At 75.2% G+C, this 23,594-nt stretch carries 24 protein-coding genes; 19 read left to right on the top strand and 5 right to left on the bottom strand.

The annotated features are described in order from the left end of the window. Window positions 1–79: 79 nt before the first annotated feature. Together WDV06_RS04925 and WDV06_RS04920 are read right to left on the bottom strand one after the other, a co-directional pair. A complete protein-coding gene (locus WDV06_RS04925; protein WP_395508374.1) occupies window positions 80–691 on the bottom strand; it encodes a hydrogenase maturation protease in 612 nt (203 codons plus the stop codon). Next, window positions 688–1,638: a universal stress protein gene (locus WDV06_RS04920; RefSeq protein WP_395508373.1), complete on the bottom strand. Its 951-nt coding sequence runs from the start codon at window positions 1,636–1,638 to the stop codon at window positions 688–690. The genes WDV06_RS04925 and WDV06_RS04920 overlap by 4 nt, the downstream gene beginning before the upstream one ends. A gap of 111 nt (window positions 1,639–1,749) precedes the next feature. On the opposite strand from WDV06_RS04920, the gene WDV06_RS04915 reads away from it, so the two are divergent. The 5 genes from WDV06_RS04915 to WDV06_RS04895 all read left to right on the top strand — a co-directional run bounded on the left by WDV06_RS04915 (window position 1,750) and on the right by WDV06_RS04895 (window position 6,473). After that, window positions 1,750–2,760 (top strand): L-threonylcarbamoyladenylate synthase, encoded by a 1,011-nt coding sequence (locus WDV06_RS04915; RefSeq protein WP_395508372.1) that lies wholly within the window; start codon window positions 1,750–1,752, stop codon window positions 2,758–2,760. A gap of 166 nt (window positions 2,761–2,926) precedes the next feature. Then, window positions 2,927–3,433: a TspO/MBR family protein gene (locus WDV06_RS04910; protein WP_395508371.1), complete on the top strand. Its 507-nt coding sequence runs from the start codon at window positions 2,927–2,929 to the stop codon at window positions 3,431–3,433. A gap of 404 nt (window positions 3,434–3,837) precedes the next feature. Further along, window positions 3,838–4,482 carry a helix-turn-helix domain-containing protein gene (locus tag WDV06_RS04905; RefSeq protein ID WP_395508370.1) on the top strand — a complete coding sequence of 215 codons (645 nt, stop codon included), beginning with the start codon at window positions 3,838–3,840 and terminating at the stop codon, window positions 4,480–4,482. A 150-nt stretch (window positions 4,483–4,632) separates the two neighbouring features. After that, complete coding sequence (locus WDV06_RS04900) at window positions 4,633–5,091, top strand: Hsp20/alpha crystallin family protein (protein WP_395508369.1); 459 nt, start codon at window positions 4,633–4,635, stop codon at window positions 5,089–5,091. Between the two features lie 224 nt (window positions 5,092–5,315). Further along, window positions 5,316–6,473 carry a site-2 protease family protein gene (locus WDV06_RS04895; protein ID WP_395508368.1) on the top strand — a complete coding sequence of 386 codons (1,158 nt, stop codon included), beginning with the start codon at window positions 5,316–5,318 and terminating at the stop codon, window positions 6,471–6,473. A gap of 84 nt (window positions 6,474–6,557) precedes the next feature. Here the strand turns inward: WDV06_RS04895 and WDV06_RS04890 are convergent, their stop codons facing one another. From WDV06_RS04890 to rpmB, 3 genes are all read right to left on the bottom strand, one after another. Then, window positions 6,558–6,857 (bottom strand): hypothetical protein, encoded by a 300-nt coding sequence (locus WDV06_RS04890; protein ID WP_395508367.1) that lies wholly within the window; start codon window positions 6,855–6,857, stop codon window positions 6,558–6,560. A 193-nt stretch (window positions 6,858–7,050) separates the two neighbouring features. Beyond that, the gene (gene rpsN / locus WDV06_RS04885) at window positions 7,051–7,356 is read right to left on the bottom strand and encodes a 30S ribosomal protein S14 (protein ID WP_395508366.1); all 306 of its coding nucleotides are present in this window, start codon (window positions 7,354–7,356) and stop codon (window positions 7,051–7,053) included. Further along, window positions 7,356–7,592 (bottom strand): 50S ribosomal protein L28, encoded by a 237-nt coding sequence (gene rpmB / locus WDV06_RS04880; protein WP_395508365.1) that lies wholly within the window; start codon window positions 7,590–7,592, stop codon window positions 7,356–7,358. The genes rpsN and rpmB overlap by 1 nt, the downstream gene beginning before the upstream one ends. A gap of 64 nt (window positions 7,593–7,656) precedes the next feature. Between rpmB and rpmG the strand changes: the two genes are divergently transcribed. The 14 genes from rpmG to WDV06_RS04810 all read left to right on the top strand — a co-directional run bounded on the left by rpmG (window position 7,657) and on the right by WDV06_RS04810 (window position 23,476). After that, window positions 7,657–7,821: a 50S ribosomal protein L33 gene (rpmG, locus tag WDV06_RS04875; RefSeq protein ID WP_395508364.1), complete on the top strand. Its 165-nt coding sequence runs from the start codon at window positions 7,657–7,659 to the stop codon at window positions 7,819–7,821. Window positions 7,822–7,861: 40 nt separating this feature from the next. Further along, on the top strand, window positions 7,862–8,014 hold the full coding sequence (locus WDV06_RS04870; protein ID WP_395508363.1) for a 50S ribosomal protein L31: 153 nt from the start codon (window positions 7,862–7,864) through the stop codon (window positions 8,012–8,014). Further along, window positions 8,011–9,165, top strand: a complete 1,155-nt coding sequence (locus WDV06_RS04865) for a CobW family GTP-binding protein (protein WP_395508362.1) — start codon at window positions 8,011–8,013, stop codon at window positions 9,163–9,165. The genes WDV06_RS04870 and WDV06_RS04865 overlap by 4 nt, the downstream gene beginning before the upstream one ends. 383 nt (window positions 9,166–9,548) lie before the next feature. Further along, on the top strand, window positions 9,549–10,073 hold the full coding sequence (locus WDV06_RS04860) for a COG1361 family protein (protein ID WP_395508361.1): 525 nt from the start codon (window positions 9,549–9,551) through the stop codon (window positions 10,071–10,073). A gap of 398 nt (window positions 10,074–10,471) precedes the next feature. Then, on the top strand, window positions 10,472–12,619 hold the full coding sequence (locus WDV06_RS04855) for a hypothetical protein (protein WP_395508360.1): 2,148 nt from the start codon (window positions 10,472–10,474) through the stop codon (window positions 12,617–12,619). 82 nt (window positions 12,620–12,701) lie between these two features. Then, on the top strand, window positions 12,702–14,369 hold the full coding sequence (pelF, locus tag WDV06_RS04850) for a GT4 family glycosyltransferase PelF (RefSeq protein ID WP_395508359.1): 1,668 nt from the start codon (window positions 12,702–12,704) through the stop codon (window positions 14,367–14,369). Next, window positions 14,366–15,769, top strand: coding sequence for a hypothetical protein (locus WDV06_RS04845; RefSeq protein WP_395508358.1), 1,404 nt, complete (start codon window positions 14,366–14,368; stop codon window positions 15,767–15,769). Before pelF ends, WDV06_RS04845 begins: the two co-directional genes overlap by 4 nt. A gap of 95 nt (window positions 15,770–15,864) precedes the next feature. After that, entirely contained in the window at window positions 15,865–16,866 is a 1,002-nt protein-coding gene (locus WDV06_RS04840) for a GDP-mannose 4,6-dehydratase (protein ID WP_395508357.1), read from the top strand. 77 nt (window positions 16,867–16,943) lie between these two features. Beyond that, complete coding sequence (locus WDV06_RS04835) at window positions 16,944–17,657, top strand: nucleotidyltransferase family protein (protein ID WP_395508356.1); 714 nt, start codon at window positions 16,944–16,946, stop codon at window positions 17,655–17,657. Window positions 17,658–17,664: 7 nt separating this feature from the next. After that, window positions 17,665–18,573: an NAD-dependent epimerase/dehydratase family protein gene (locus WDV06_RS04830; protein ID WP_395508355.1), complete on the top strand. Its 909-nt coding sequence runs from the start codon at window positions 17,665–17,667 to the stop codon at window positions 18,571–18,573. After that, window positions 18,570–19,232 carry a spherulation-specific family 4 protein gene (locus WDV06_RS04825; protein ID WP_395508354.1) on the top strand — a complete coding sequence of 221 codons (663 nt, stop codon included), beginning with the start codon at window positions 18,570–18,572 and terminating at the stop codon, window positions 19,230–19,232. Before WDV06_RS04830 ends, WDV06_RS04825 begins: the two co-directional genes overlap by 4 nt. After that, window positions 19,229–20,164 carry an endo alpha-1,4 polygalactosaminidase gene (locus tag WDV06_RS04820; protein WP_395508353.1) on the top strand — a complete coding sequence of 312 codons (936 nt, stop codon included), beginning with the start codon at window positions 19,229–19,231 and terminating at the stop codon, window positions 20,162–20,164. The genes WDV06_RS04825 and WDV06_RS04820 overlap by 4 nt, the downstream gene beginning before the upstream one ends. A 226-nt stretch (window positions 20,165–20,390) precedes the next feature. Continuing rightward, window positions 20,391–21,887, top strand: coding sequence for a lipase family protein (locus WDV06_RS04815; protein WP_395508352.1), 1,497 nt, complete (start codon window positions 20,391–20,393; stop codon window positions 21,885–21,887). Between the two features lie 119 nt (window positions 21,888–22,006). Beyond that, window positions 22,007–23,476: a cytochrome P450 family protein gene (locus WDV06_RS04810; protein ID WP_395508351.1), complete on the top strand. Its 1,470-nt coding sequence runs from the start codon at window positions 22,007–22,009 to the stop codon at window positions 23,474–23,476. Window positions 23,477–23,594: the final 118 nt, after the last annotated feature.

Genomic DNA, 23,594 nt, shown 5'->3' with positions numbered 1-23,594 from the left:
TGTGCCCGGGCGGCGGCGGAGGGGCCCTGAGGTCCGGCGCTCGGGGCCCGCGGGGGTGCCGCCGCTCACCGACAGGGTGTCAGGCCCGCGCTCCCGGGGCGCCGAAGGCTGCTCGGCGAGTCGCCGCGGGCCGAACGGTCACGGGGCGGGCGCGGGCCGCAGCGGTGCGGTACCCGACGAGGTCCGCCTCGATGCGCCGCACGAGGCGGGGCAGCGCCGCCGCCACCGCCGGGGTCATGCCCAGTCCCCAGGAGTGGTCCGCCCCCTCGACCCCGTACACGACCAGCCGGCCGGGGCCGCGGTCCAGTGCGGCGCCCAGCCGCAGCGCCTCGGACAGGCCCAGACCGTGGGTGCTGTGCCTGCCCGGGCCGGAGGGACCCAGGGCCGCGCCGGGGCCGCCGTACCACCGGTGCGTGCGGCCCGGCCGGGGCGACGGGCGGGTACAGGCGTCCACGACGACCACCAGGCCGGTGTCCTGCCACAGCTCCAGCAGCCGGCCGGGGTCCCCGTCGCACTGCGCCAGGACGGTGTCGGGCGGCAGTGCGCGACGCTGGTTCCGTTCCCGGAGCAGCCCGACGGCGGCCCACCCGACCGCGTCGTCCCGGCGGAACTCGTTGCCGATGCCGATGACCGCCGCACGCCGGGCGCGGTCCGCGGACGGGCGCACCGGCCGCCTGCCGGGCCGCGTCATCCCCGGGCACCGTCCTCGACCCGGGGCACGACCGCGACGGGACAACGGGAGTGGTGCAGCAGTGCCTGGGCGACACGGCCGAGCTGCGGGCCCGGACGGTGGGGACGGCGGTGCGCGCCGATCACCACGAGGTCGGCGCCGGAGGTGCGGTCCACGAGCACCCGGTGCGCGGGCCCCTCCACAAGGGTCCGGATCGGGTGGACCGAGGGACAGTGGCGCAGGGGAGCGGTCAGGGCTTCGTCGAGCAGGGTGTCCGCGCGTGCCTGGTGGTAGAGGCAGACCCCGTCCGCGAGGGCCGGGTGGGGGGTCGTCTCGTGGGCGGGGCAGCGCCAGGCGCGTACGCCTTCGAGCGGGCAGCCGCGCGCGGCCGCCTCCCGCAGCGCGAACCGTACGGCTTCCGCGCTTCCCGGTGAGTCCGACACCCCCAGCAGGATCCGGCGGGCACCGGCGCCGGAGCCGCTCGCGTCGCCTCGGACGACGATCACCGGGCACAGGGCGCGCGCGGCGACCTCAAGGCCGACCGAACCCAGGAGGAGGCCGGGGAACCCGCCGAGGCCGCGCGCACCGGTGACCAGCGCCCAGGACGTGCGGCTGGCCCGGACCAGCGCCTGTGCCGGGTCCTCGGCGAGCACCTCGGTCTCCACCACCGCCCGCGGGTTGCGCTCCTCGGCGCGCCGGACGGCCGCCCCCACGGCGTCCCGGCCGGCCTGTTCCCCCGCCCGCCGCTGCAACGGCCCCGCGGAGAGCTCGTACCGCTCCCAGCGCGAGGCGTGGACCACACGCAGGGTGAGCCCGTGCACGGCCGCCTCGTCCACGGCCCAGTCCAGCGCCCGGAAACCGGGTTCGGAGCCGTCGAAACCGACGGTCAGGGACAGCTCCATCGCGGCGACCTCCCAGCACCGGCCGATACCGCCGGGCTCCGAGCGGGCCCGGGGCGGCACCTCCATGCTGCTCGTCCACCCCGGAGGGCGCGAATCGACCGCCGGAGCCGCCGGCCGCGGCGGACGGGCCGGAGGGACCCGGCCGGGGCAGGGTCGACGCGATGAGAAAATGTGCGGGTGACGGCAACGAACGACGACATCGAGAAGGCAGCGGGCGTTCTGCGCGCCGGCGGCCTGGTAGCACTGCCCACCGAGACCGTCTACGGTCTGGGTGCCAACGCGGAGGATCCCGCCGCCGTGCGCCGGATCTTCGAGGTGAAGGGCCGCCCGCCCTCCCATCCCCTCATCGTCCACATCGCCGGAGGCGAGCAGCTCGGCGAGTGGGTGGAAGACGTTCCGGCGACGGCACGGTTGCTGGCCGAGGCGTTCTGGCCGGGTCCCCTCACGCTCGTCCTGCGACGCGGGCGCCGGGTGCCCCTCGAAGCGACCGGAGGACTGGAGACGGTCGCCGTGCGCGTGCCCGACCACCCCGTCGCCCTCGCCCTGCTGTCCGCGTTCGGCGGCGGCGTGACCGCTCCCTCGGCGAACCGCTTCGGCTCGGTCAGCCCCACCACCGCCCACCACGTCCGCGCGGAACTCGGCGACGCCGTGGACTTCGTCCTGGACGGCGGCTCCTGTGAGGTCGGCGTCGAGTCGACCATCGTCGACGTCACCGGAGACGTCGCGAGCGTCCTGCGGCCCGGCGGAGTGACGGCCGAGGACCTGGAAGCGGTCCTGGGCTACCCGCCGGCGGCACCCTCGGCCGGCCCCATCCGGGTTCCGGGCCAGCACCCGTCCCACTACGCGCCGCGTGCGCGGGTCGTCCTCGTCGAGCCCGAGCGGGTCGTCGCCGAAGCGGAACTCGCGCAGGAACGGGGACACCGGGTGGGCGTGTTCCTGCCCGCCGCCTTCGCCGGTGAGCCGGTGAAGGCCCACGCCGTGGTGGAGGTGCCCGCCTCGGCGGCCGCCCACGCCCGCGAGCTGTACGGGCACCTGCGCGCGTTCGACGAGCGGGGCTGCGACCTGATCATCGCGTCCCTCCCCGTCGCGGAGGGGCTCGGCGTGGCGATCGGCAACCGGCTCCGCCGCGCCGCGGGCCCCCGTTCCTCGGACGGGGACCTCACCGCCCCGGGGGTGCGACCGGCCTGACACCCGACCGCTGCGGCACGTGCGGCCGAGCCCAGACGGCGGGCGACCCGGGGCCGCGCCCGGCTGCCGTCCGCACGGCCCTCGCCGTCCGCCCCAGGGGTGGGGTTCCGGCGCGGCGGGCGGGGGCTCGGTGCGTGTCGACGGGCGGAGGGGGGAGCATCCCCTCATGAGGACGACCAGCGAGGACCCGTATCCCGCCGCGAGCCCCGGTTCCTGGAAGCGGTACGCCGCAGCGGCCGTCGCGGTGGCCGCCGCCGCGACGGCGGGCTCGGTGGCCGTCGACGCGGACGGCGCCTGGTACCGAGGCCTGCGCAAGCCCGCCTGGCAGCCCCCGCCGTGGGCGTTCGGGGCGGTGTGGACGCCGCTGTACGCCTCGATCGCCTTCGCCGCCGGCCACGCGCTCGGCCGCTCCCGAGGACGGGAGCGGGCCGGCACCGCCCTCGCGTTCGGGGTGAACCTGGCGCTCAACGCCGGATGGACGTGGCTGTTCTTCCGCCGGCGCAGCCCCGGGGCCGCGCTGGCCGGCACGCTCGCCCTCGACCTCAGCAACGCCGCACTCATCCGCCGCACCGCGCGGACGGACCCGGTCGCCGCCCGCGCCCTGCTGCCCTATGCCGCCTGGTGCGTCTTCGCCACCGCCCTGAACGCCTCCCTCACCCGCCGCAACCCCTGACGCGCGCCGCCCGGCGGGCGCCCCGGCCTCGCGCGCGTACCGTCCGGCCCACGCCCGGGCCGACGGCCGTGCGCCACGGCCCCGCGACGCCTGGCGCATGCCCCCGCATTCCGGCATGCGGATCCGCGACGCCGGCCGGCCCTGCTCCGCGGTGGTGCGCCGCGTCCATCCGCGCCTGCCCGGCTGATGCCGTGGCGGGGCCCGCCGGCGCGTGGCGTTCGCGACCCGGCCCGCCGGCGAACGGAGCCGGCCACTCCGAAAGGCTCCCGAGCAGGGGACCGACCGGCCCATGCGGAGCGGTCCCGCCTCGGCACAGGCTGGCCGTAGCGGGAAGACGAACGCCCGCGTCCCGGCGGAACGCCGCACCGTGCGGCGACCCAGCCGCTTCGAGGAGGGCCGACACCATGACCACCGAGCTGGGGCGGCGGCTCGCCGCCCGTCGAACCGCGGCCGGAATGAGTCGCCACGACCTGGGGGAGCGCTGCGGGGCCGACGCGCATTTCATCGCCTCCTTGGAGGACGACGCGGCCCTCCCGACGGTCGGTGTGCTCGTCCGCCTCGCGGAAGCTCTCGGCACCACCGTCGAGGCCCTGGCCGGCACCGGCGCCACAGCCCACCCCGGGCGACCGGCCGGGCCGCCCCAGGCCGCCGCTCAGCCGGTCGTCCTGGACGAGGAGGAGTGCCGACGGCTCCTCGGGGTCCGGGGCATCGGCCGGATCGCCGCCTTCACCGTGGACGGCCCCGCCGTGCATCCCGTGAACTACCTCATCGTCGACGGGGAGGTCGTCTTCCGGACCGCGGCCGACACGGTGCTGGCACGGGCCGCCGGCAGCGAGGCCGCATTCGAGGTGGAGCGGATCGACGAGGTGGCGGCGAGGGGGTGGAGCGTTCTGGCCGTGGGGGTACTCAGGGCGGTCTCCCGCCCCGACGCCCTCGACCGCCTGGCCGAGGCCGCCCACGCCGTGCCCTGGGCGGGCGGGGCGCGCACCCACTGGATGAAGCTCTCCCCGCGGCGGCTGACGGGCCGCCGGGTGGAATACCGACCGTGAGGGTCCGTGTGTCCGCGGGCGAACCGGGGCCGAATGGTCCGGCGGCTGCCCCGACAGGCCCAAGCGGGCTGTGGGCCGGCAGGCCGACAGTGGGGGCGGAAACCGCATGGAGGCGCCCGTCACAGGGCGCCGGAGATCCAGGAGCATCCCATGTCAGGTACGCAGATGGAGCGGAGGCGCGGCCTCTTTCCCGACCTCGCGGACTGGTTCGGAGCCGACTTCCCGCGCTTCCCGATGTGGCGGCCGGCCCTTGACATCCACCCGATCCCGATCGAGGTGACCACCAGCGGCGGTACGTACACCCTTCGCGCCGAAATGCCCGGACTGGACCCCGAGAAGGACGTCGAGATCACCGTCGACGGCGACACCCTCACCGTCAGCGCCGAGCACGCCGAGAGCACGGAGGACAAGGAGCACTCGGAGTTCCGTTACGGATCCTTCCGCCGGAGCGTACGGCTGCCCGGCCGGGTTCCCACCGAAGGGGTCGAGGCCTCGTACGAGGACGGCATCCTCACGGTCCGCGTCCCCATGGAGACCGAGCCTCCGGCAGGCCGTCGGAGCATCGCCGTCAAGCGTCCCGGATCCCCGCGGACCGGAGAGCCCTCATGACCGGCGAGAGGATGCCGGCCGCCCACGGCAGCAGGCACGGCGCGACCGCCGGGATCGCCTCGAACGTGGCGACGGCCACGGCCGCCTGAGCGGCCGGGAGGCGAGTACGGGAGCGGCCCCTGGGGGAACCGGGTGAGGGACCTCGCCCCGCGGGCCCGGAACGGCGCCGGTCGTGGTGTCTTCGCCGGATGCCCGAAGGCGCTGGGGATGGCGAGGGAGGAACCATGACGCCGACATTCGTACTGGGCCGGATCGCGGGCGTCCGGGTGGGTGTGCACTGGAGCATCCTGGCGATCTTCACGCTCATCGCCCTGGGCCTGGCGCAGGGGCGGCTGCCCGAGGTGTCCCCCGGCCAGGCCCCGTGGGCCTACTGGCTCGTGGGCCTGCTGGCCGCGGCCCTGTTCTTCGCGTCCCTGCTCGCTCACGAACTGGCCCACGCGCTGGTGGCCCGCCGCAACGGGGTGGCGGTGGACGACATCGTCCTCTGGCTTCTCGGCGGGGTCGCCAAACTCAGGACGGAGGCGTCCACCCCCGCCGCCGAGCTGCGCATCGCGGGAGTGGGACCGCTGGTCAGCCTGGGGCTGAGCGCGCTCTTCGCACTGGCCGCGTGGTCGGTCGACAGCACGGCGGGGCGGGGGCTGGTGAGCGAGGCGCTGGTCTGGCTCGCCGTGATCAACCTTCTTCTGGCGCTGTTCAACTCGGTGCCGGCCGCTCCGCTGGACGGCGGCCGGCTGCTGCGGGCCTTCCTCTGGTGGAAGACCGGAGACCGCGCACGGGCCACGGCCGGTGCGACGGCGGCGGGGCGCGGGTTCGGCTGGTTCCTCCTCCTGGCCGGCGTGCTGCTGTTCGCGCGCGGCGACGTGGTCGGCGGACTGTGGTTCGTCCTGATCGCCTGGTTCCTGATCGCCGCCGCGACCGCGGAGGGCCGGCAGGCGCAGCTGCGGGCGGTTCTGACGGGTGTGACCGTGCGGCGTGCCATGACACCGTCCCCGGTCACGGTGCCCGCCGACCTGACCGTGGCGGACCTTCTGGAGGATCCCCGTTACCGCTACCGCCACTCGGTCTTCCCCGTCATCGGCGATGACGGGCGCTCGCCGGCGGGCCTGCTCACGCTCGCCGCGGCGGGCCGGGTCGCCGCGACACGGCGCGGGGCGACACGGGTCCGGGAGGTCATGGTGCCCCGGTCGGAGGTCGTCGTGGCCCATCCCGACGACCAGCTCGTCGACCTGCTGCCGCAGTTGCTCTCGGGCGGGACCGGACGGGCCCTCGTCATCGACGACAGCGGCCGCCTGGCCGGCATCGTCGCGTCCTCCGACATCAGCCGCACCGTCTCCTGGCTGATGACCGCCCCCACCGACGGGAGTCGCAGCGACACGCGCTGAGGGGCGCCGTGCTGTCCGTCTTCCTTCCGCCGGACGCCGATCTCGCGGCTCCCGGGGAAGTACGGGCAGCGCCGCGGGGGCGGATCAGCCGGCGGAGTTGTCGACGAACCCCACGACGTCGAGGTATTCGATGACGGGCGGGGCGCCGTAGATCCCCGTCACCTTCTCGACGAGCTCCTCCGTGAAGAAGGAGCGGCCCTTCTCCTCGTCCTCCCATACGTAGAAGTTCCTCGCCCGGGCGCCGTCTTCGTCGACCATGAAGGTCTTGAAGCGCAGCCCGGGCATGCCGTCGAACGGTCCGCGGAGTTCACCGGCGATCTTTTCGAGGGTGGAACGATCGAACGTCCCGCTCCGGGGCGTGAAAGTCACCAGCATGCCGATCATCGGGGCTCCTGTCCGTGGGGCGGGCAACGGTCGGTCGAGTGATGCCAGTCGCGGAGCCTAGTACAGGCGACGTGAAATTCCGGTTGTTGGAACGCGCGTCGTGCCCGGTCCGTGTGCGGCCCTCCGCGGGGCTCCTTTGCCCGCCCGTGGGCCGCACACGGACCGGTGGGCCCCGGGCGGGGCGAGCGCGGGGCTACCAGGAGGACTTCGTCACTCCCGGGAGGAACCCGGCGTGTGCCTGCTCCCGCGTACGGACGCGGGACAGCCCGAAGGTGCGCAGGTGGCCGCGGGGCCGGCCGTCGACGCTGTCACGGTTGCGCACGCGCGTGGCGCTGGCGTCGCGCGGCTGCCGGCGCAGCTCCGCCAGGGCGGCCTCGCGTTCGACGGCGGTGGAGGACGGGCGGCGGACGACCGCCTTGAGTTCGGCGCGCCGGGCGGCGAAGCGCTCGACGACGGCCTTCCGCTTCTCGTTCTTCGCGATCTTGCTCCGCTTCGCCATCAGACCTTCCCCCCTCGGGCGCGGATGCGGACCACGGCGGCCTCGATGCCGATCGCGTCCACCGTCCTGATCGCCTTGGCGCTGAGCGTCAGGCGGACGTGGCGCCCCTCGCTGGGCAGCCAGTAGCGCTTGCGCTGGACGTTCGGGTCGAAGCGGCGCGGGGTGCGCCGGTGCGAGTGGGAGACGTGGTGGCCGAAGCCCGGTGTGGCGCCGGTCAGTTGGCAGTGCGCTGGCATGGATGCCGCCTCTCTCGTCGAGGTCCCGTATTGGAAATGGAAACCATTCCCATATAGTAGCGCCATGGCACGCAACGAGATCCGCCCCGTCGTCAGGCTCCGCTCCACGGCGGGCACCGGGTTCACCTACGTCACCCGCAAGAACCGGCGCAACGACCCCGACCGGCTGGTGCTGCGCAAGTACGACCCCGTCGTCCGGCGCCACGTCGACTTCCGCGAAGAGCGCTGACTCCCCGGCAATCCCGTCCCACCGTCGAAAGGTTCCCGCCGTGAAGCCCGGCATCCACCCTGCCTACGGGCCCGTCGTCTTCCGCGACACCGCCCCGGGCACCGCTTTCCCCACCCGTTCAACGGGCACCGCCCGCGTCCTCGACACCGCCGGACGCGTCGAGAAGTTCCAGCGCCGCTACGGAACCCGATGACGGCGCACGAGGACCGGCTCCCCGTCGTGATCGTCGCCGGGATGCACGCCGACGCGCGAAAAGAGGTCGTCGAACGCCTTCTGCGGTCCGTGCGGGGGAGCGTGGCCCTGCACCACGATCTGGCCGGAGCGGCCGGCGGCACCGTGCTCCGGACCGTCCGCGACGCCTCCGGCACCCTTTCCCGCGGCGAGGCGCCGCTGGTCGACGACTGCGCGTGCTGCGCACTGCGCGAGGACCTGGTGCCCGAACTGGAGCGGATGGCGGCCGGCGGCCCGACCCGGCTCGCCGTGGTCGAGCTGTGGGACTCGGTCGAACCGAGGGCCATGGCCGAGGTCGTCGCCGCACACGGAGGGGACCGGCTCGTCCTGACCAACGTGATCACCGCTGTGGACCCGGCTCTCGTCCTGCCCTGCCTCGGCAACGGCGACGACCTGGCGGAAGCCGGCCTCGCGGCGGCGCGCACCGACCGGCGGACCGTCGGGGACACCTGGGCCCGGCAGTTGGAGTACGCGCCCGTCCTGGCCGTCGTCGACAGCGACGAGGCCGACGACGAGGACCGCGCGCTGCTGGCGCAACTGCACCCCACCGCCCGGCGGGTGCCCGCCGGTTCCGTCGAACTGGCCCGGGCGGCGTTCGCGGGCTTCGACGTCGAGGCCGCGGCGGCCGCCCAGCACCCGGCGTGCGCACTCCTGCCGCAGGACGCCGACGAGGCCGGGGTCGCCACACTGGTCTGGCGCCGTCGGAGGCCGTTCCACCCCGAACGCCTCTACCGGGCGCTCGAAGACCTGTGCTGCGCCGCCGCCCGCAGCCGCGGACGGTTCTGGCTCGCGGACCGCCCCGACACCCTCCTCGCCTGGGACGCCGCCGGCGGAGCCCTGTGCGTGGAGAGCGCCGGACCCTGGCTGGCGTCGCTGCCGGACGCGGCGTGGGAGATGGTCCCGCCGATGCGCCGAGCGGCTGCCGCGCTCGACTGGCACCCCGACCACGGAGACCGCTGCCAGCACCTCGTCTTCACCTCGCCCGGCCTCGACCGGGACGTGCTGGAGCGGCGCCTCGACTCCTGTCTGCTGACGGACGCGGAGTACGCGGCCGGGAGGGAGGCCTGGAAGGGTCTGCCCGCCGCCTTCGACCCCCTCCTCGACGCACCCTGACCCCGCGTGCCGGGAGCGCGGGCCGAAGGTCTGTCAGGGGGGTGGTGGGGGGTTCCGGTTGTGGGGCGGGGTGGGGTGGGGGTCGCCGTGACGGAGATGGAGCGGCGGCGGGGCGGCGGGGGGCGGGTGGGAAGTGGGGGGTGAGGTTCCGGGGAGGTGGTGGGGCGGGTACGCGCCATTCGGGGGGTGGCGGGAGCGGGAGCCGGCGGGATTCGGGGCGGACGGTCGGGAACACACCGTGGGCTGCCTGTATACGGTACGTGATCACCCTTCACGGGTTCTCCCGGGCGTCTTCACGGGGCGCACACTTCCGGCCGCCGCGCGCCCCCGCGCTCCCGCCGGGGGCAGACGAGGCGCGAGCCGTCGTCCTAGCCTCCCGGGCCATGCGATCACCTCTGAAGCGCCGCCTCGGCCTCACCGCGTTCCTCGCCGTCGTCCTGGCCGTGTTCGGCCTCGCACCCGCGGCCCAGGCCGACCCCGCCCCGGCAGCCCTGACGTTCGCCACGAACACCGCCACCGTCACCCCCGGCGGCACGGTGAACCTCTCGATGACGCTCACCAACAACAAGACCTACGACGTCTGGTTCGTCTACCAGACCATCTCCCCGACCTGGCTCACCACCCAGCGCGCCGACCTCAAGTACAGCTTCACCGGCTGCAGCGTGGCGACCCCGACCGGAGCCGCGTCGTGTTCCGGCGTCGGCCCGTCCGACCTCGGCGGCAACTACGGCGCGACCATACCCCCCGGCCAGAGCCGCACCGTGACGCTGACCCTCCAGGTCGCCGCCGACTCCGGCTGCAACGGCAACATCGGCTTCTACTCGTACTACTACGCCGAGTTCAGCGACAGCACGAACACCAGCGCCGGCCCGGTTTACACGCCCGAGACGCGGGTGCTCTGCGCCTGACAGCCCACGGTCGCGATCGGGGATGGCTTGAAATCGCCCCCGACCGTCGGCCCTTGTGGTCTGGACCACCGGGGTGTGGCGCCGTCGGACCGGCTCGGTCCGGCGGCGCCACGCTCGCCGCCGGACCGGCGCTCATGACGCCGAACCCGCCCGCCCGCCGCATTCCGGAAGGGGCCCGGGGAGGGCAACTCCCAGGCGCTCGGCATCAGTTGTACGCCTGCGTTTTTTCGTCGGTTTTCGCAACGCCCCCACGAAAGCTACACACAGGCACCACCATGTGACGCGACGGATGCGTCGACGACTGGTTTCTGAGGGGGAGGCCGGCGTCGCGCAAGGGGGGCGTCCGCCGCTTCGTGCGCGCCGCGCTCACCCCTGCCCGGGGAGGGGACTTTCACCGCATGAAGCGAAACAGGCGCAGCATACGCACCGCCGTCTTATCCGCGGGCGCGCTGATAGCGGCCGCCGGACTGCCGGCCGGCGCGGCGCACGCCGACACCACCGCGCCCCGCGTGGACCTGCGGGTCCTCGTCGTGGCCGACGGAGGCCCGGCGGTCCAGGCCATCACGGCGGAGCTGGACTCGGCGGGGACGCCGTACACGCAGGTCGACCTGACACGGCCGGACCGGCCCGCGATCGACGCGGCCTTCCTCGCCGACACCGTCGGCGGCCGGCCCCGCGCGAAGTTCCAGGCGGTGGTCCTGCCCAACGACAACCCGTTCGCCGCCGGCTCCGCCGAGATGGCCGCGCTCGCCGCCTACGAGCAGACGTACGAGATTCCCCAGGTCGACGCCTACACCTACGCCCGCCCCCAGGTCGGACTCCAGTACTTCGTCTCCGGCGGCTACGCCGGCAGCGTCGACGGCGTCCAGGCGGGGATCACCGCGGCCGGCCGCTCCGGCCCCTTCGGCTACCTCGAAGGATCCGTCCCGTTCGAGGACAACTCACCCACCGTCGGCGAGAGCTACGCCTACCTGGCCCAGCCCGCCCCCGGCGCGGACTTCACCCCCTACGTCGACGCCCCCATCCCGGGCACCTCCCGGCGCGGCTCGCTCGTCGGCGAGTACAGGCACGACGGCCGCCGCGAACTCGTCGTCACCTTCGTCTACAACCGCTACCAGCAGCAGTACCGGCTGCTGGCCCGCGGGATCGTCGAGTGGATGACCGGCGGCGTCCACCTGGGCGCCTCCCGCAACTACTTCTCCGTCCACGTCGACGACGTCTTCGCCGCCGACGACCGCTGGGACACCCAGCGCAACTGCACCCCAGGCGACGTCGACTGCGCCGCCGGCGCGGGCGGAACGCCCAACCCCATCCGGATGACCGCCGACGACGCCGCATACGCCAAGAACTGGCAGGCCGGACGCAACTTCACCCTCGACATGGTCTACAACGGCGCCGGCAGCCTCGACCAGCGGGAGGACAACAACGGCGTCGACCTGCTCGCCGACAGGCTCCAGGCCGACCGCGACGCGTTCCGCTGGATCAACCACACCTACACGCACGCCTTCCTTGGCTGCGAACAGGACGTCAGCGTGGTCCCCTGGCGGTGCGCCGCCAACCCCGACGGCAGCACCAAGTGGGTCAGCCGGACCGCCATCGACAACGAGATCGTCCTCAACCGGCTCTGGGGCCAGAGCTTCGGCCTGCCCCTGCAGAACGACGAACTGGTCACCGGCGAACACTCCGGGATGGCCGTCCTGCCCCAGCAGCCGCAGGACAACCCGAACCTCGCCGCCTCCCTCACCGGCAACGGCGTCACGTGGGTCGCCTCGGACAACTCCAGGGACCCCGAACAGCGCCAGGTCGGCTCGGCCCTGACCGTCGCCCGCTACCCGATGAACGTCTACTACAACGTCGGGAAGGCCACCGAGGCGGTCGACGAGTACAACTGGATCTACACCTCCCGCGCCCAGGGCGGCAGCGGCATCTGCGAGGACCACCCGGACACCACGACCTGCCTGCCCGCACCCCTGGACACCGCCACCGGGTACGCGCAGAAGATCGTGCCGGCGGAGACCCGCACCGCGCTCGGACACGTGCTGTCCAACGACCCCAAGCCGCACTTCATCCACCAGTCCAACCTGGCCGAGGAGCGCCTGGCCTACCCGGTGCTGAACGGGGTCGTCGACGGCTACGACGCGCTGTTCGCCGCCAACACCCCGCTGGTGAACGAGCGGATGAAGGACATCGGAACCGAACTGCGGCGCCGCGGCGCCTGGAAGAGCGCCGTCCAGGCCGGCCGGGTCACCGCCTACCGCGTCGGCACCGCCGTCACCGTCGTCGCGCCGGCCGGACTCGACGTCACCGCGACCCTGCCCCCGGGCACCCGGCTGGGCACCGCCGCCTTCGGCAGCCCCTACGCCGGACGGGTGTCCGGCTGGGCCCCCTCGACCGGCAGTGCCCTGGAGCTGACCCTGCCGTCGTCGGCGCCCGCCGCGCCGTCCGCCCCGGCCGCGCCCAGGCCCTCGCCCGCCACCGCACCGGCACCCGGCACCCGCGTGCCGCCCGCCGTGCGCGAAGGCGCGGCGGACACCGACCGGCGCTGACCCGGCGTCCCGCCCGTCCGGGCCGCCCAGCGCGGCCCGGACCGGCCCGACCACCCCCACACACCGGCCGTGGAGCACACCCATGCACGCTCAAGCCGGCGCGCGGCGCCCCGGCGCGCCGCACGTCACCCTGCTCACCGAAGGCACCTATCCGCACAGTCACGGCGGGGTCAGCGTCTGGTGCGACCAGCTCGTCCAGGGCATGACCGACATCGACTTCGACGTCATAGCCGTCACCGGCACCGGCCGGGAACCCGTGGTCTGGGACCTGCCCGGCCACGTCCTGGACGTGCGGTCGGTACCCATGTGGGGCGCTCCCCCCGAGGGCCGCGCCCCGCGCGGCCGCGGCCACCGCCGGCTCTCCGGCGCCTACGAACGGTTCCTCACCGCGCTCCTCGACCCCGGCGCCGAGGCCGGGTTCGCCCCCGCACTGTCCACGATGGCCCGGGCCGCCTCCGACGGGGCCCTGAGCCCCTTCCTGCGCGGGGACCACGCCGTCGCCGTACTCGCGGCGGTCTGGAACCGCCCGGGGCTCACCGTGCGCGAGGCCCGTCCGACCCTGCACGACGCCCTCACCGCCACCTCCCTGCTGGAGCACGCCCTGCGCCCCCTGGCCGCCCCGCTCCCGGAACACGGCGTGGCCCACGCCGTCAGCGGCGGCGTCGCCGTCCTGCCCGGGCTGGCCGGACTGGAACGGCACGGGGTCCCGCTGCTGCTCACCGAACACGGGGTCTACCTGCGCGAGCGCTACCTCGGCTACCGCACGGCCCCCTACCGCTGGCCCGTCAAGGCCGTCGTCCTCGGCTTCTTCCGGCTGCTGGCGGAGGAGAGCTACCGGCGGGCGGCCCTGGTCACCCCAGGCAACCGCTACAACCGGCTGTGGGAGGAGCAGGGCGGCGCCGACCCGCAGGCCATCCGCACCGTCTACAACGGCGTCGACCCCGCCGCCTTCCCGCCCGCCGGCCCCGAACCGGACGTGCCGACCCTCAGCTGGGCGGGCCGGGTCGACCCCATCAAGGACCTGGAGACCCTGATCCGCGCCTTCGCCCTGGTCCGCGAACGGGTCCCCGAGGCCCGGCTGCGCCTGTTCGGCGGGACCCCGCGCGGCGGGGAGGCCTACCGGGAACGGTGCGAGAAGCTGGCCCACGACCTCGGCCACGCGGACGCGGTCACCTTCGAAGGCCGGGTCGACGACATCAAGGACGCCTACGCGGCCGGGAACGTCGTGATGCTCTCCAGCATCAGCGAGGGCTTCCCCTTCACCCTCATCGAGGCCATGTCCTGCGGCCGGGCCACTGTCTCCACCGATGTGGGCGGGGTGCGGGAGGCGGTCGGCGAAGCGGGCCTGGTCGTGCCGCCGCGCGATCCGGCGGCCATGGCGGAAGCGGCCCTGGAACTCCTGGGGGACTCCGCGCGGCGCGCCGCGATGGGCGAGGCGGCCCGGCTGCGGGTCATCGAACAGTTCACCCTGCGGCAGACCATCGACACCTTCCGCTCCATCTACCTGGAACTGCCCGGGCTCACCCGCACGCCGCTCACCGAAGCCGGCCGCGTCCCGGTCCCGGCGGCCGCCGCCGCCCCGCACCCCGCGCCGGTCGTCCTCGCCCCGGTGGCCGTCGCCGCCGGCCGGGCCCGCAGACAGGAGCGGGCCCGGCCGCCCGCACCCGTGCGTGCCCTCACGCCCGACGGGCGGCAGCCGCACGAGACGGAGGCCGCCGCGGTCACCGGCACGGGGAGCCTCGCCGGATGAGCGGGCCCATGTCACTCGAACCCGGCGGGGCCCACCAGGACACCCTCGCCCTGCGGCTGGCCGACACCGCGCCGCCGCCCCGCAGGGCGTGGGCCGAGACCACCCTCACCCTCAGACTGCCCGGCCCGAACGAGGAGGAGGTCAGCCGGCTGGCCGCCGAACTCGCCGACCGCGTCGGGCCGGCCGTCCACCCGTACGAGGTGGCCGCCCTGCTGGAGGCCGAGGGGCTGTCGGCCGAGGTGATCCGGGAGCGGTACGGACACCCCAACATCTTCTCCCTCGCCGCCGCCCTCTACGAGCGGGTGCCCCGCGTCTTCCCGGAGCCCGCCCGGCCGCCGGACCCGTGGCGGCCCGACACCGTACGGTGCCTGCTGCGCGGGCTGCTCTTCGCCCTTCCGGGACTGGCCTACCTGCTGACCGCCCCGCTGTGGGACCCCGGCCGGCACGCCGCCGGGCCGGTCGTCGCCGGGATCGTCTCCTGGGCCTGGGGCCAGGCCCTCGGCCACCGCGCCTACCTGCGCATGGTGGCCGGACGGCGCGAGGCGGCCCGGACCCTGCTGGTGGGGGCACCGCTCGGGGCGGCCGCCGCCACGGCGGCGGGAGCCGCGGCCGCCGGGGGCACGGCCGTGACCTGGGTGGTGGCCGCGCAGTCGCTCTACCTGGGAGCCGCCGGGATCCTGCTGGTCCTGGGCCGCGAACGGCTGCTGCTGGCCGCGCTCACCCCGCTGCTCGCGGGAGCCGCCGTCCTGCCCTGGTGGGAGCCGGGCCCCGTGGTCCGCACCGCCCTCCCGGCGGCGGCGCTCCTCGCGACACTGGGCGCCGTCGCCCACGTGCTGCGCGGTGCCCGCGCCACCCCGGCGGCCGCGGACACCGGCGCCCGGCCCCCGCTGCGGCGGTCCCTGCCCTACGGGCTCTTCGGCCTGGCGGCGGCCGTGCTCGTCCTGGTGGAAGGACGGTCCGAGCCGTACGCGGTGATCGCGCTGACCGTGAGCATGGGGCCGGCCGAATGGCTGCTCTACCGCTTCCGCGGACTGTCCGTCACCGCGCTCGGCGCGGCCTCCACCCCCGCGGGGTTCCTGCTGAGGTCCACCGGGGTCCTCGGGCTGTGCCTGGCGGGCTACCTGCTCCTCCTGCTGCCGGTGGCGCTGCTGACCGGCGCCGCCCCGGCCGCCCTGCTGCCGCTCGCCGCGACCCTGTGGACCGCCCTGCTGCTCCAGGCCTTCGGCATCGCCTGGCCGCCGGCGGCCCTGTGCGGGGCGGCGGCCGCCGCGGCGGGAACCCTCACCCTGCTCGCGCCGGCCGCGGGGCCGTCCGCCCTGACCCTGTCCTGTGGCCCCGCCGCGCTGGGGCTGGTCCTCTGCACCCTGTGGATCCTCGGACGCCCGGCCCGGCACGCCTGACCCCCCGGACCACCGCCGGCACCAGACCGCACCACGCCGCACCGCATGCCACTCGCACCCGTACGCAACGACAACCCACCTGAAAGGTGCACCAGTTGACCTCCGCACCGCTCGCCGCCGTCACCGGAGCCGAGGGCTTCATCGGCTCCCACCTCACCGAGGCCCTCGTCGCCCGCGGCTACCGGGTCCGCGCCATGGCCCAGTACAACTCGTTCTCGTCGTACGGGTGGCTGGAGACCCTGGCTCCCGACGTCCTCGACCAGGTGGAGATCGTCCTCGGCGACGTCCGCGACCCCGGATCCGTCCGAGGTCTCCTCGAAGGCGCCGAAGCCGCCTACCACCTGGCGGCGCTCATCGCGATCCCGTACTCCTACCGGGCCCCGCACAGCTACGTCGACACCAACGTGACCGGCACCCTCAACGTGCTGGAGGCCGTCCGCGCCCTGGGCACCCCCCGCCTCGTGCACACCTCCACCAGCGAGACCTACGGCACCGCGCAGACCGTGCCGATCACCGAGGACCACCCGATCAACACCCAGTCCCCGTACGCCGCTTCGAAGGCGGGCGGCGACCGGCTCGCCGACAGCTACCACGCCAGCTTCGAGACCCCGGTCGTGACGCTGCGCCCGTTCAACACCTACGGACCGCGCCAGTCGATGCGCGCCGTCATCCCCACCGTCATCGGCCAGGTGGCGGCCGGGGAACGCGTCATCACCCTCGGCGACCTGCGGCCCACCCGCGACTTCAGCTTCGTCAAGGACACCGCCGAGGCCTTCCTCGCCGCCGGCACCGCACCCGCCGGCGCCGTCGTGGGCCGCACCTTCAACTCCGGGACCGGCGGCGAGATCTCGGTCGCGGACCTGGTCACCCTGATCGGCAAGGTCATGGACGTCCCCATCGAGGTCCGCGAGGACGGCGAGCGGCTGCGACCGCCCGCCTCCGAGGTGATGCGGCTGGTCGCCGACGCGAGCCGGCTCACCGCCGCCACCGGCTGGCGGCCGCGCCACACCCTGGAGGAAGGCCTCGCGCGGACCGTCGAGTTCTTCCGCGACCCGGACAACCTGGCCCGCTACAAGACCGGCATCTACAACATCTGACCGTCGGGCGCCGCACCGACGTTCCCCACCACCCCACGCCTCTCAACCTCCCCCCACCCAACCCTAGGAGGAGTCCCATGTACGCAGTGATCCTGGCGGGCGGCAAGGGCGTCCGGCTCCGGCCCTACACCACGGCCCTGCCCAAGCCGCTCGTGCCCATCGGCGACCAGCACGCGATCCTGGAGATCGTGCTGCGCCAGCTGTCGACGGCCGGGTTCACCCGGTGCACCATCGCCATCGGCCACCTCGGCGAGATCATCCGGGCCTACGTCGGCGACGGCTCCCAGTGGGGCATGAGCGTGGACTACGCCACCGAGGAGAGCCCGCTCGGCACCATGGGCCCCCTGCTCAACCTGCGCGACCGGCTGCCCGAGCACTTCCTCGTGATGAACGGCGACGTCCTCACCGACCTCGACTACGCCGACGTGCTGCGCCGCCACGAAGCCTCCGGGGCGCCGCTGACCATCGCCACCTACCCGCGCAAGGTGAGCATCGACTTCGGGGTGCTCACCACCGACGCCAGCCGGGTCGTCGGCTTCACCGAGAAGCCCAGCATGGACTACCACGTCTCCATGGGGGTGTACGGTCTGAGCCGCTCCACCCTCGACCACTACACACCCGGTCTGCCCCTCGGGTTCGACGAGCTCGTCCTGGACCTGCTGGGCGCTCAGAACCCGCCGCACTCCTACGCCTTCGACGGCTACTGGCTCGACATCGGGCGCCCCGACGACTACGACCGGGCCAACGCCGAGTTCACCAGCCGCAAGTCCTTGCTGCTCAAGGGAGCCTGAGCACCTCATGCGCATTCTCGTCCTGGGCCGTACCGGCTACCTGGGCGCCCATGTCGCCGACCGCCTGCGCGCCCTCCCGGGCGCGCGGGTGTCGGACGGCGGACGCTCGCCCGGCGCCGACTTCGGCATCGACCTCGCGGCCGACCCGCCGCACCGGCTGGCGGAGGTCCTGGCCGCCGCTGCGCCCGACGCGGTGGTCAACTGCGCGGGCGCGACCGGCGGGGACGCCGTGACGCTCGCCGAGGTCAACGCCCGCGGCCCTGCTGCCCTGTGCGCCGCGCTGCGCGCTGCGGCGCCCGCGGCGCGCCTGGTGCACCTCGGCTCGGCCGCCGAGTACGGGCCCGGCGAACCCGGCAGCCGCGTCGCCGAGTCGGCCGCCACCCGCCCGGTCGGCCCGTACGGGGCCACGAAGCTGGCCGGCACCGTCGCCGTCACCGCCTCCGGTCTGGACGGCGTCGTCCTGCGGGTGGGCAACCCGGTGGGGCCCGGTGCCCCGCCGAGCGGGCTGCCCGGGCGGATCGCCGCCCTGCTGCGCCAGGCCGGCCCCGACCCGGAGGCGGTGCTGCGGCTGGGCGACCTGTCCGCCCACCGCGACTTCGTCGACGTACGGGACGTGGCGCACGCGGTGGTGCTCGCCGTCACCGCCCCCGGCCCGCTGCCGTCCGTCCTCAACATCGGCGCCGGCCGCGCCGTCCCCGTCCGGGACCTGGTGCGGGGCCTGGCCGAACGGGCGGGCTTCCAGGGCCGGATCGAGGAGGACGACGGCGGCTCGGCCCGTTCCGCCCAGGTGTCCTGGCAGTGCTCGGACGTCACCGCCGCCGCCGACGCCCTCGGCTGGCGCCCGCAGCACACCCTCGGTGACTCCCTCGCCGCGCTCTGGGCTGCGACCGCCCCGGCGGGATCCCTGACGCCATGACCCTGCTCGTTCCGCTGTACGTCCACCCCGCCGAGGACCCCGGGGCCTGGCACCGGCTCATCACCGGCGCCGCCGCGACCTACGGGGTGGTGCTGAACCCGGCCGACGGGCCGGGCGAGCGCCCCGACGCGGCGTTCGCCGCGGCCGCCGCCGCCCTGCGGACGGCCGGGGCCCGGCTCCTCGGCTACGTGGACACCCGGTACGGTGCGCGCTGCCAGGTCGAGATGGTCCACGAGATGTGCCGCTACCAGGAGTGGTACGCGGTCGACGGCTGCTTCCTCGACCGCATGGCCCCCACCCGCGGGGAACTGCCCGGCGCCCGTCGGCTGATCCGCTCGCTGCGCCGGCTGGGGGCCGGGCCCGTGGTGCTGAACCCGGGCGTCCACCCCGTCGCCGGCTACGTCCGCCTCGCCGACCTCACCGTCACCTTCGAAGGCCACTGGTCCACGTACGTCTCCTCCTTCACCCGCCCCGACTGGACGGCGCGGCACGCCCCCGAGCGGTTCTGCCACCTCGTCTACGGGGTGCCCGAGGCCCTGGTCCCGCTCGCCGTGCGCACCGCGCGCGAACGCGGCGCGGCGGTGTCCGGCCCGGTGACGGGCGAACTCCCCAACCCATGGAAACAGCCGACCCCCGCACTCACCGGGAAGGAACGATGAGCCGCACCCTGCCGGCCCGCCTCGGCCTGCTGACCGTCGTCACGGCCCTGGTCCTGACGGGCTGCTCCGCCGCGGACGACGACGACGGCGACGACGCCGCACCCGACCCGTCCGGCCCCACCGCCACCCAGGGGCCGGGACCCGCCTCGCCCGGCCCGGGCCCCTCGGGCTCCCCCTCCGCATCCGGATCGCCGCCGGCCCCGTCCCCCACCGCCCCCGGCGACCCGGGCAAGGCCCGCTGGAAGCCCCAGCCGGGCCTGGCCTGGCAGTGGCAGCTCGACGGACGCTCCGACCCCTCGGTCGACGTACCCGTCTACGACATCGACGGGTTCGAGAACTCCGCCGCCGACGTGGCCCGGCTGCACCGCGACGGCCGCAAGGTGATCTGCTACGTCAACGTCGGCGCCTGGGAGGACTTCCGCCCGGACAAGGACGCCTTCCCCACCACCCTGTTCGGCAAGCCCAACGGCTGGAAGGGCGAACGCTGGCTCGACATCCGCCGCATCGACCAGCTCCGCCCGCTCATGGAACGGCGCTTCGACATGTGCCGGGACAAGGGCTTCGACGCGGTGGAACCCGACCTGGTGGAGGCCTACGGCAACGACACCGGCTTCCCGCTGACCGGAGAACACCAGCTCGCGTACAACCGCATGATCGCCGAGATCGCGCACGCGCGCGGGCTGTCGGTCGGCCTCAAGAACGACCTGCCGCAGATCCCCCAGCTCGAAGGCGCCTTCGACTTCGCGGTCAACGAGGAGTGCGCCCAGTTCGGCGAGTGCGAGGCGCTGAGCCCCTTCATCAAGGCCGGCAAGGCGGTCTTCCACGTCGAGTACAAGGGGACGCCCTCCGGCTTCTGCCCCGAGGCCCGCCGGCTCAAGCTGTCCTCGATGATGAAGAACCCGGAGCTGGACACCTGGCGCAAACCCTGCTGAACCCCGACGCGGCCGGCCGCGTCAACCGCGGGCCGTGCCGTCATCCCCCGATCCCGTGCGGGCCGGCACGGGGCCGGGGGAGACCCGGATTCCAGTGCCGGCGGGGCGCGCGGCCGGGCGGTGGCCGGAGCGTGCGCCGGAGCGGACGCCCCGGTGCGCGGAGCCCGCCCCCGTTCGGTGCCACCATGCGTCGCGAACAGCGGGTCAAGCGACGAGAGGTTGGAACGTGACGCCTCAGGCGACCGGGAACCCCACCCGGCAGCTCTCCGACGGGCAGCGGAAGAACACCCCGGACGACCCCGGAACCCCCGGCGGCCCGGGCGCCGGACCCGAGCGGCCGGGCACGCCCCCGGCCGCCGTCGCCGCCGTCGCCGCCGACCGTACCGACACCGAACTCCTCATCGCCGCCTCCGTGCTGCTCGCCGACGCCGCTCTCGCCGCGAAGCGGGCCGGAGCCGACCTCACGGCGGCGCTGACCGGCGGCCGCTTCGCCCTCCGGGCCCTGCGCCGCCCCGCCTGGGCCCTGGGCACCGCCCTGTCCTGCGTCCGCGCCCTGACCGGCCCGGCGGGCCTCGGCTTCGGGGCCAACGGCGGTGTCGTCGGCGAACTCGCCCGCATCGCGGGCAACGTGACCCACCGCCGGCCCGCCGCGGTCGCCATGGCCGTGGACGCCTTCGCCCTGCGCATCGAAGCCGCCACGGTCACCCACCCCAACCTCGACTCCCCGCACGCCCGCCGCCTCACCGGCGCCCTCGTCGCCGGCGACCGGCTGGAGGCCGTACGCGCCCTGCACGCCCTCGTGGAACGGCTCGGCGTCACCCGCGCCCTCACCACCGTCAGCCCCGTGATCATGGAACTCCTCGCGCTGACCGGACTGCTGGACGAGAACCCCGTCAACGACGACTTCTCCTGGGTGACCCTCGCGGGCGGCGTCCCCACCACCGACCCCTTCCTCGGCCTGCCCAGCTCCCTCCTCAAGTACCTCAACCCCGGCCCCGGCCGCGCCGAACGCGCCGACCCGGACCCGATCCTCGCCAAGGTCCTCGGCACCTCCCGCAACGACATCGTCAGCTACGTCAACGACATCGGCGCCCTCGGCAACCACGGCCTGGTCCTGCTGCGCCGCGTCGCCTGCGCGGACGGCGCCGTACGGCACGTGCTGCTGCTCCCCGGAACCAGCTTCGCCCTGCTCAGCAACAGCACCCCGCAGGACCTGGTCGGCGCCTTCGACGGCTGCCTGCGCACCGACACCACCTACACCCGGGCGGTGAAGAAGCTGCTGACGCGGGCCGGCGTGCCGGCCGGGTCGGAGCTGATGCTCATCGGCCACAGCCTCGGCGGCCTGACCGCGATGAACCTGGCCGCCGACGTGGACGTCGCCTCCGAGTACCGGGTCACCCACGTGGTCACGCTCGGCTCCCCGATCGACAACAAGAGGCCCGCCGACCACACCACCCGGGTCGTCAGCCTGGTCAACAAGCACGACGTGATCCCGATGCTGGACGGCCGCGGTCCGGCGTCCCCCCACGACCTCCCGGCCGACTGGGTGGAACTGGCCTGGCTCGACGAGTCGTACGACTACCCGCTCTCGCACGCCCCGCAGGCCTACTCGGACAGCCTGCGCGGCGAACTGGGCCACTACCGGGACCGGGTCAACGGGCTCATCCGGTGCTACGACGGGGACATCACCGCCAACCAGCCGTACATGCTGCGCGACCGCTGACCCGGCCCGCACCCGGCCCCCGCCCGTGAGCCCGCCCGGGCCCCGCCCCCGCCCGTGAGCCCGTCCGTGCCCGCGTCCGTACCCCCGCCTCCGCGCGACCCGAGGGAGAACGCCCCCCGATGACCACCCCCGCCACCGCCCGGCCGCTGGAGAACGCGGTGTTCAGCGCCGCCATGCTCGCCCACCGCCTGCCCTGGGCGGACGCCCCCGCCCGCGCCCTCGGCCTGGACGCCCTCACCCGCGAGGGCGCGGCCCGCGGGGTCCTGGGCCATCTGCGCCGCAGCCGCTCCGGGCGTCCCGTCCGGCTGCGCACCCCGTTCGGCACGTTCCTCGTCCCGCTCGCGCCGGCCGACACCGCCGGACTCCTCGCCGAGGGCGCCGCCTCGGACGCCCTCGCCCCCGCCGTACGCCTCGACGCCGCGGGCCGCCGGCACGGCCTGCACCCCCACGCCCCGCTCCCGCCGGACGCCGCTGTGCCCGCGGCCGTCTTCGCGGGACCGCTCGCCGAGGAGCTGGAGCGGGTGGCCGCCGCACCGGGCGAGGACCACGCCCTGTCCTGGGAAGCCTGGCGGCCCGGGCTGCTGCGCGCCGCCCGCCGGGTGGTGGCGGGCGCGGCGGCGGCGGACGACACCCTGCTCAGCGAGGTGCTGCCGAGGGCGGCAGCGGCCGCCGGGAGCCGTGCGTACGACGCCCGGGCCGCCGCACTGCACCGCAGGCTCGCCCCCTACCTGTCCGACCCGGACCCCGCCTCCGTGGCCGCCCGGCTGGCCCGCGGGACGGCCGCCGTACCCGCCGCCCGGGCGCGGGAGGGCGCGGCGACGGGGGAGGGCCGTCAGGAGGCGGCGTCGGCGCACATGCTGGCGCACACCCTGGCCGTGGTCTCCGACGCGGCCGTCACCACCGCCTTCCAGGCCCTCGCCCTCAGCGCCGCGGGCCTGCCGGACGCTGCCGCGCACCCGGCCGGGGCCGTGGCGCTCGCCCTCGCCCACTTCCCGCCCGTCGAGGCGGCCGTCCATCCGGTCCGGACCCCCTTCGTCTGGGACGGGCTCGCGGTCGCGCCGGGAACCGAGATCCTGGCCGCCCCGGCGTGGCTGCGCGACGGCGCCGACGCCTCCCCGGGCCAGGAGGCGGAGCCGGACGCCGCCGGCGACCTCCACCAGGAGGGGACCTCACCGTTCTGCGGATCCGCGACCGGTTGCACCGCCACCGCCTTCGCCGTCCGCGTGGCCGAGGAGATCGTCCGGTTCTTCACCGCGACCGCCCCGCCGGTCCTGCTCTCCCCGGCGCTCGCCCCGGACCGCATGCCGCTCGCGCTCGCGCCGCACACCCTGCGGGTGGCCGTGCCCCCCGCGGGCGCCGCCCCGCAGGACGCTCCCGCCGCCGGCCCCGCCTCGTCCGCGGCCCTGGCCCGCGCCGACGCCGACCGGCTCGACGGGCACGCCCGCGCCCTCGCCGCCTGCGCCGCCGAGCCGGGCTGGAACGGTGACGAGACCGGCGAGCGCTTCCGGGCGCGGCTGCTGGAGCACGCGGAGCGGTGCACCCGCGCCGCGTCCGACGTCCGGGCGGCGGCCCGTCACCTCGGCGACTGAGGCACGCCCCTCCCGGGGGGGGGGGGGGGGGGGGGGGGGGCGGCCCCCCCCCCCCCCCCCCCCCCCCCCCCCCCCCCCCCCCCCCCCCCCCCCCCCCCCCCCCCCCCCCCCCCCCCCC

This window comes from Streptomyces racemochromogenes (genome assembly GCF_044129415.1).
GTDB classification, from domain to species: Bacteria; Actinomycetota; Actinomycetes; order Streptomycetales; family Streptomycetaceae; genus Streptomyces; species Streptomyces racemochromogenes_A.
This window is presented reverse-complemented; position numbering and strand designations above follow the sequence as displayed.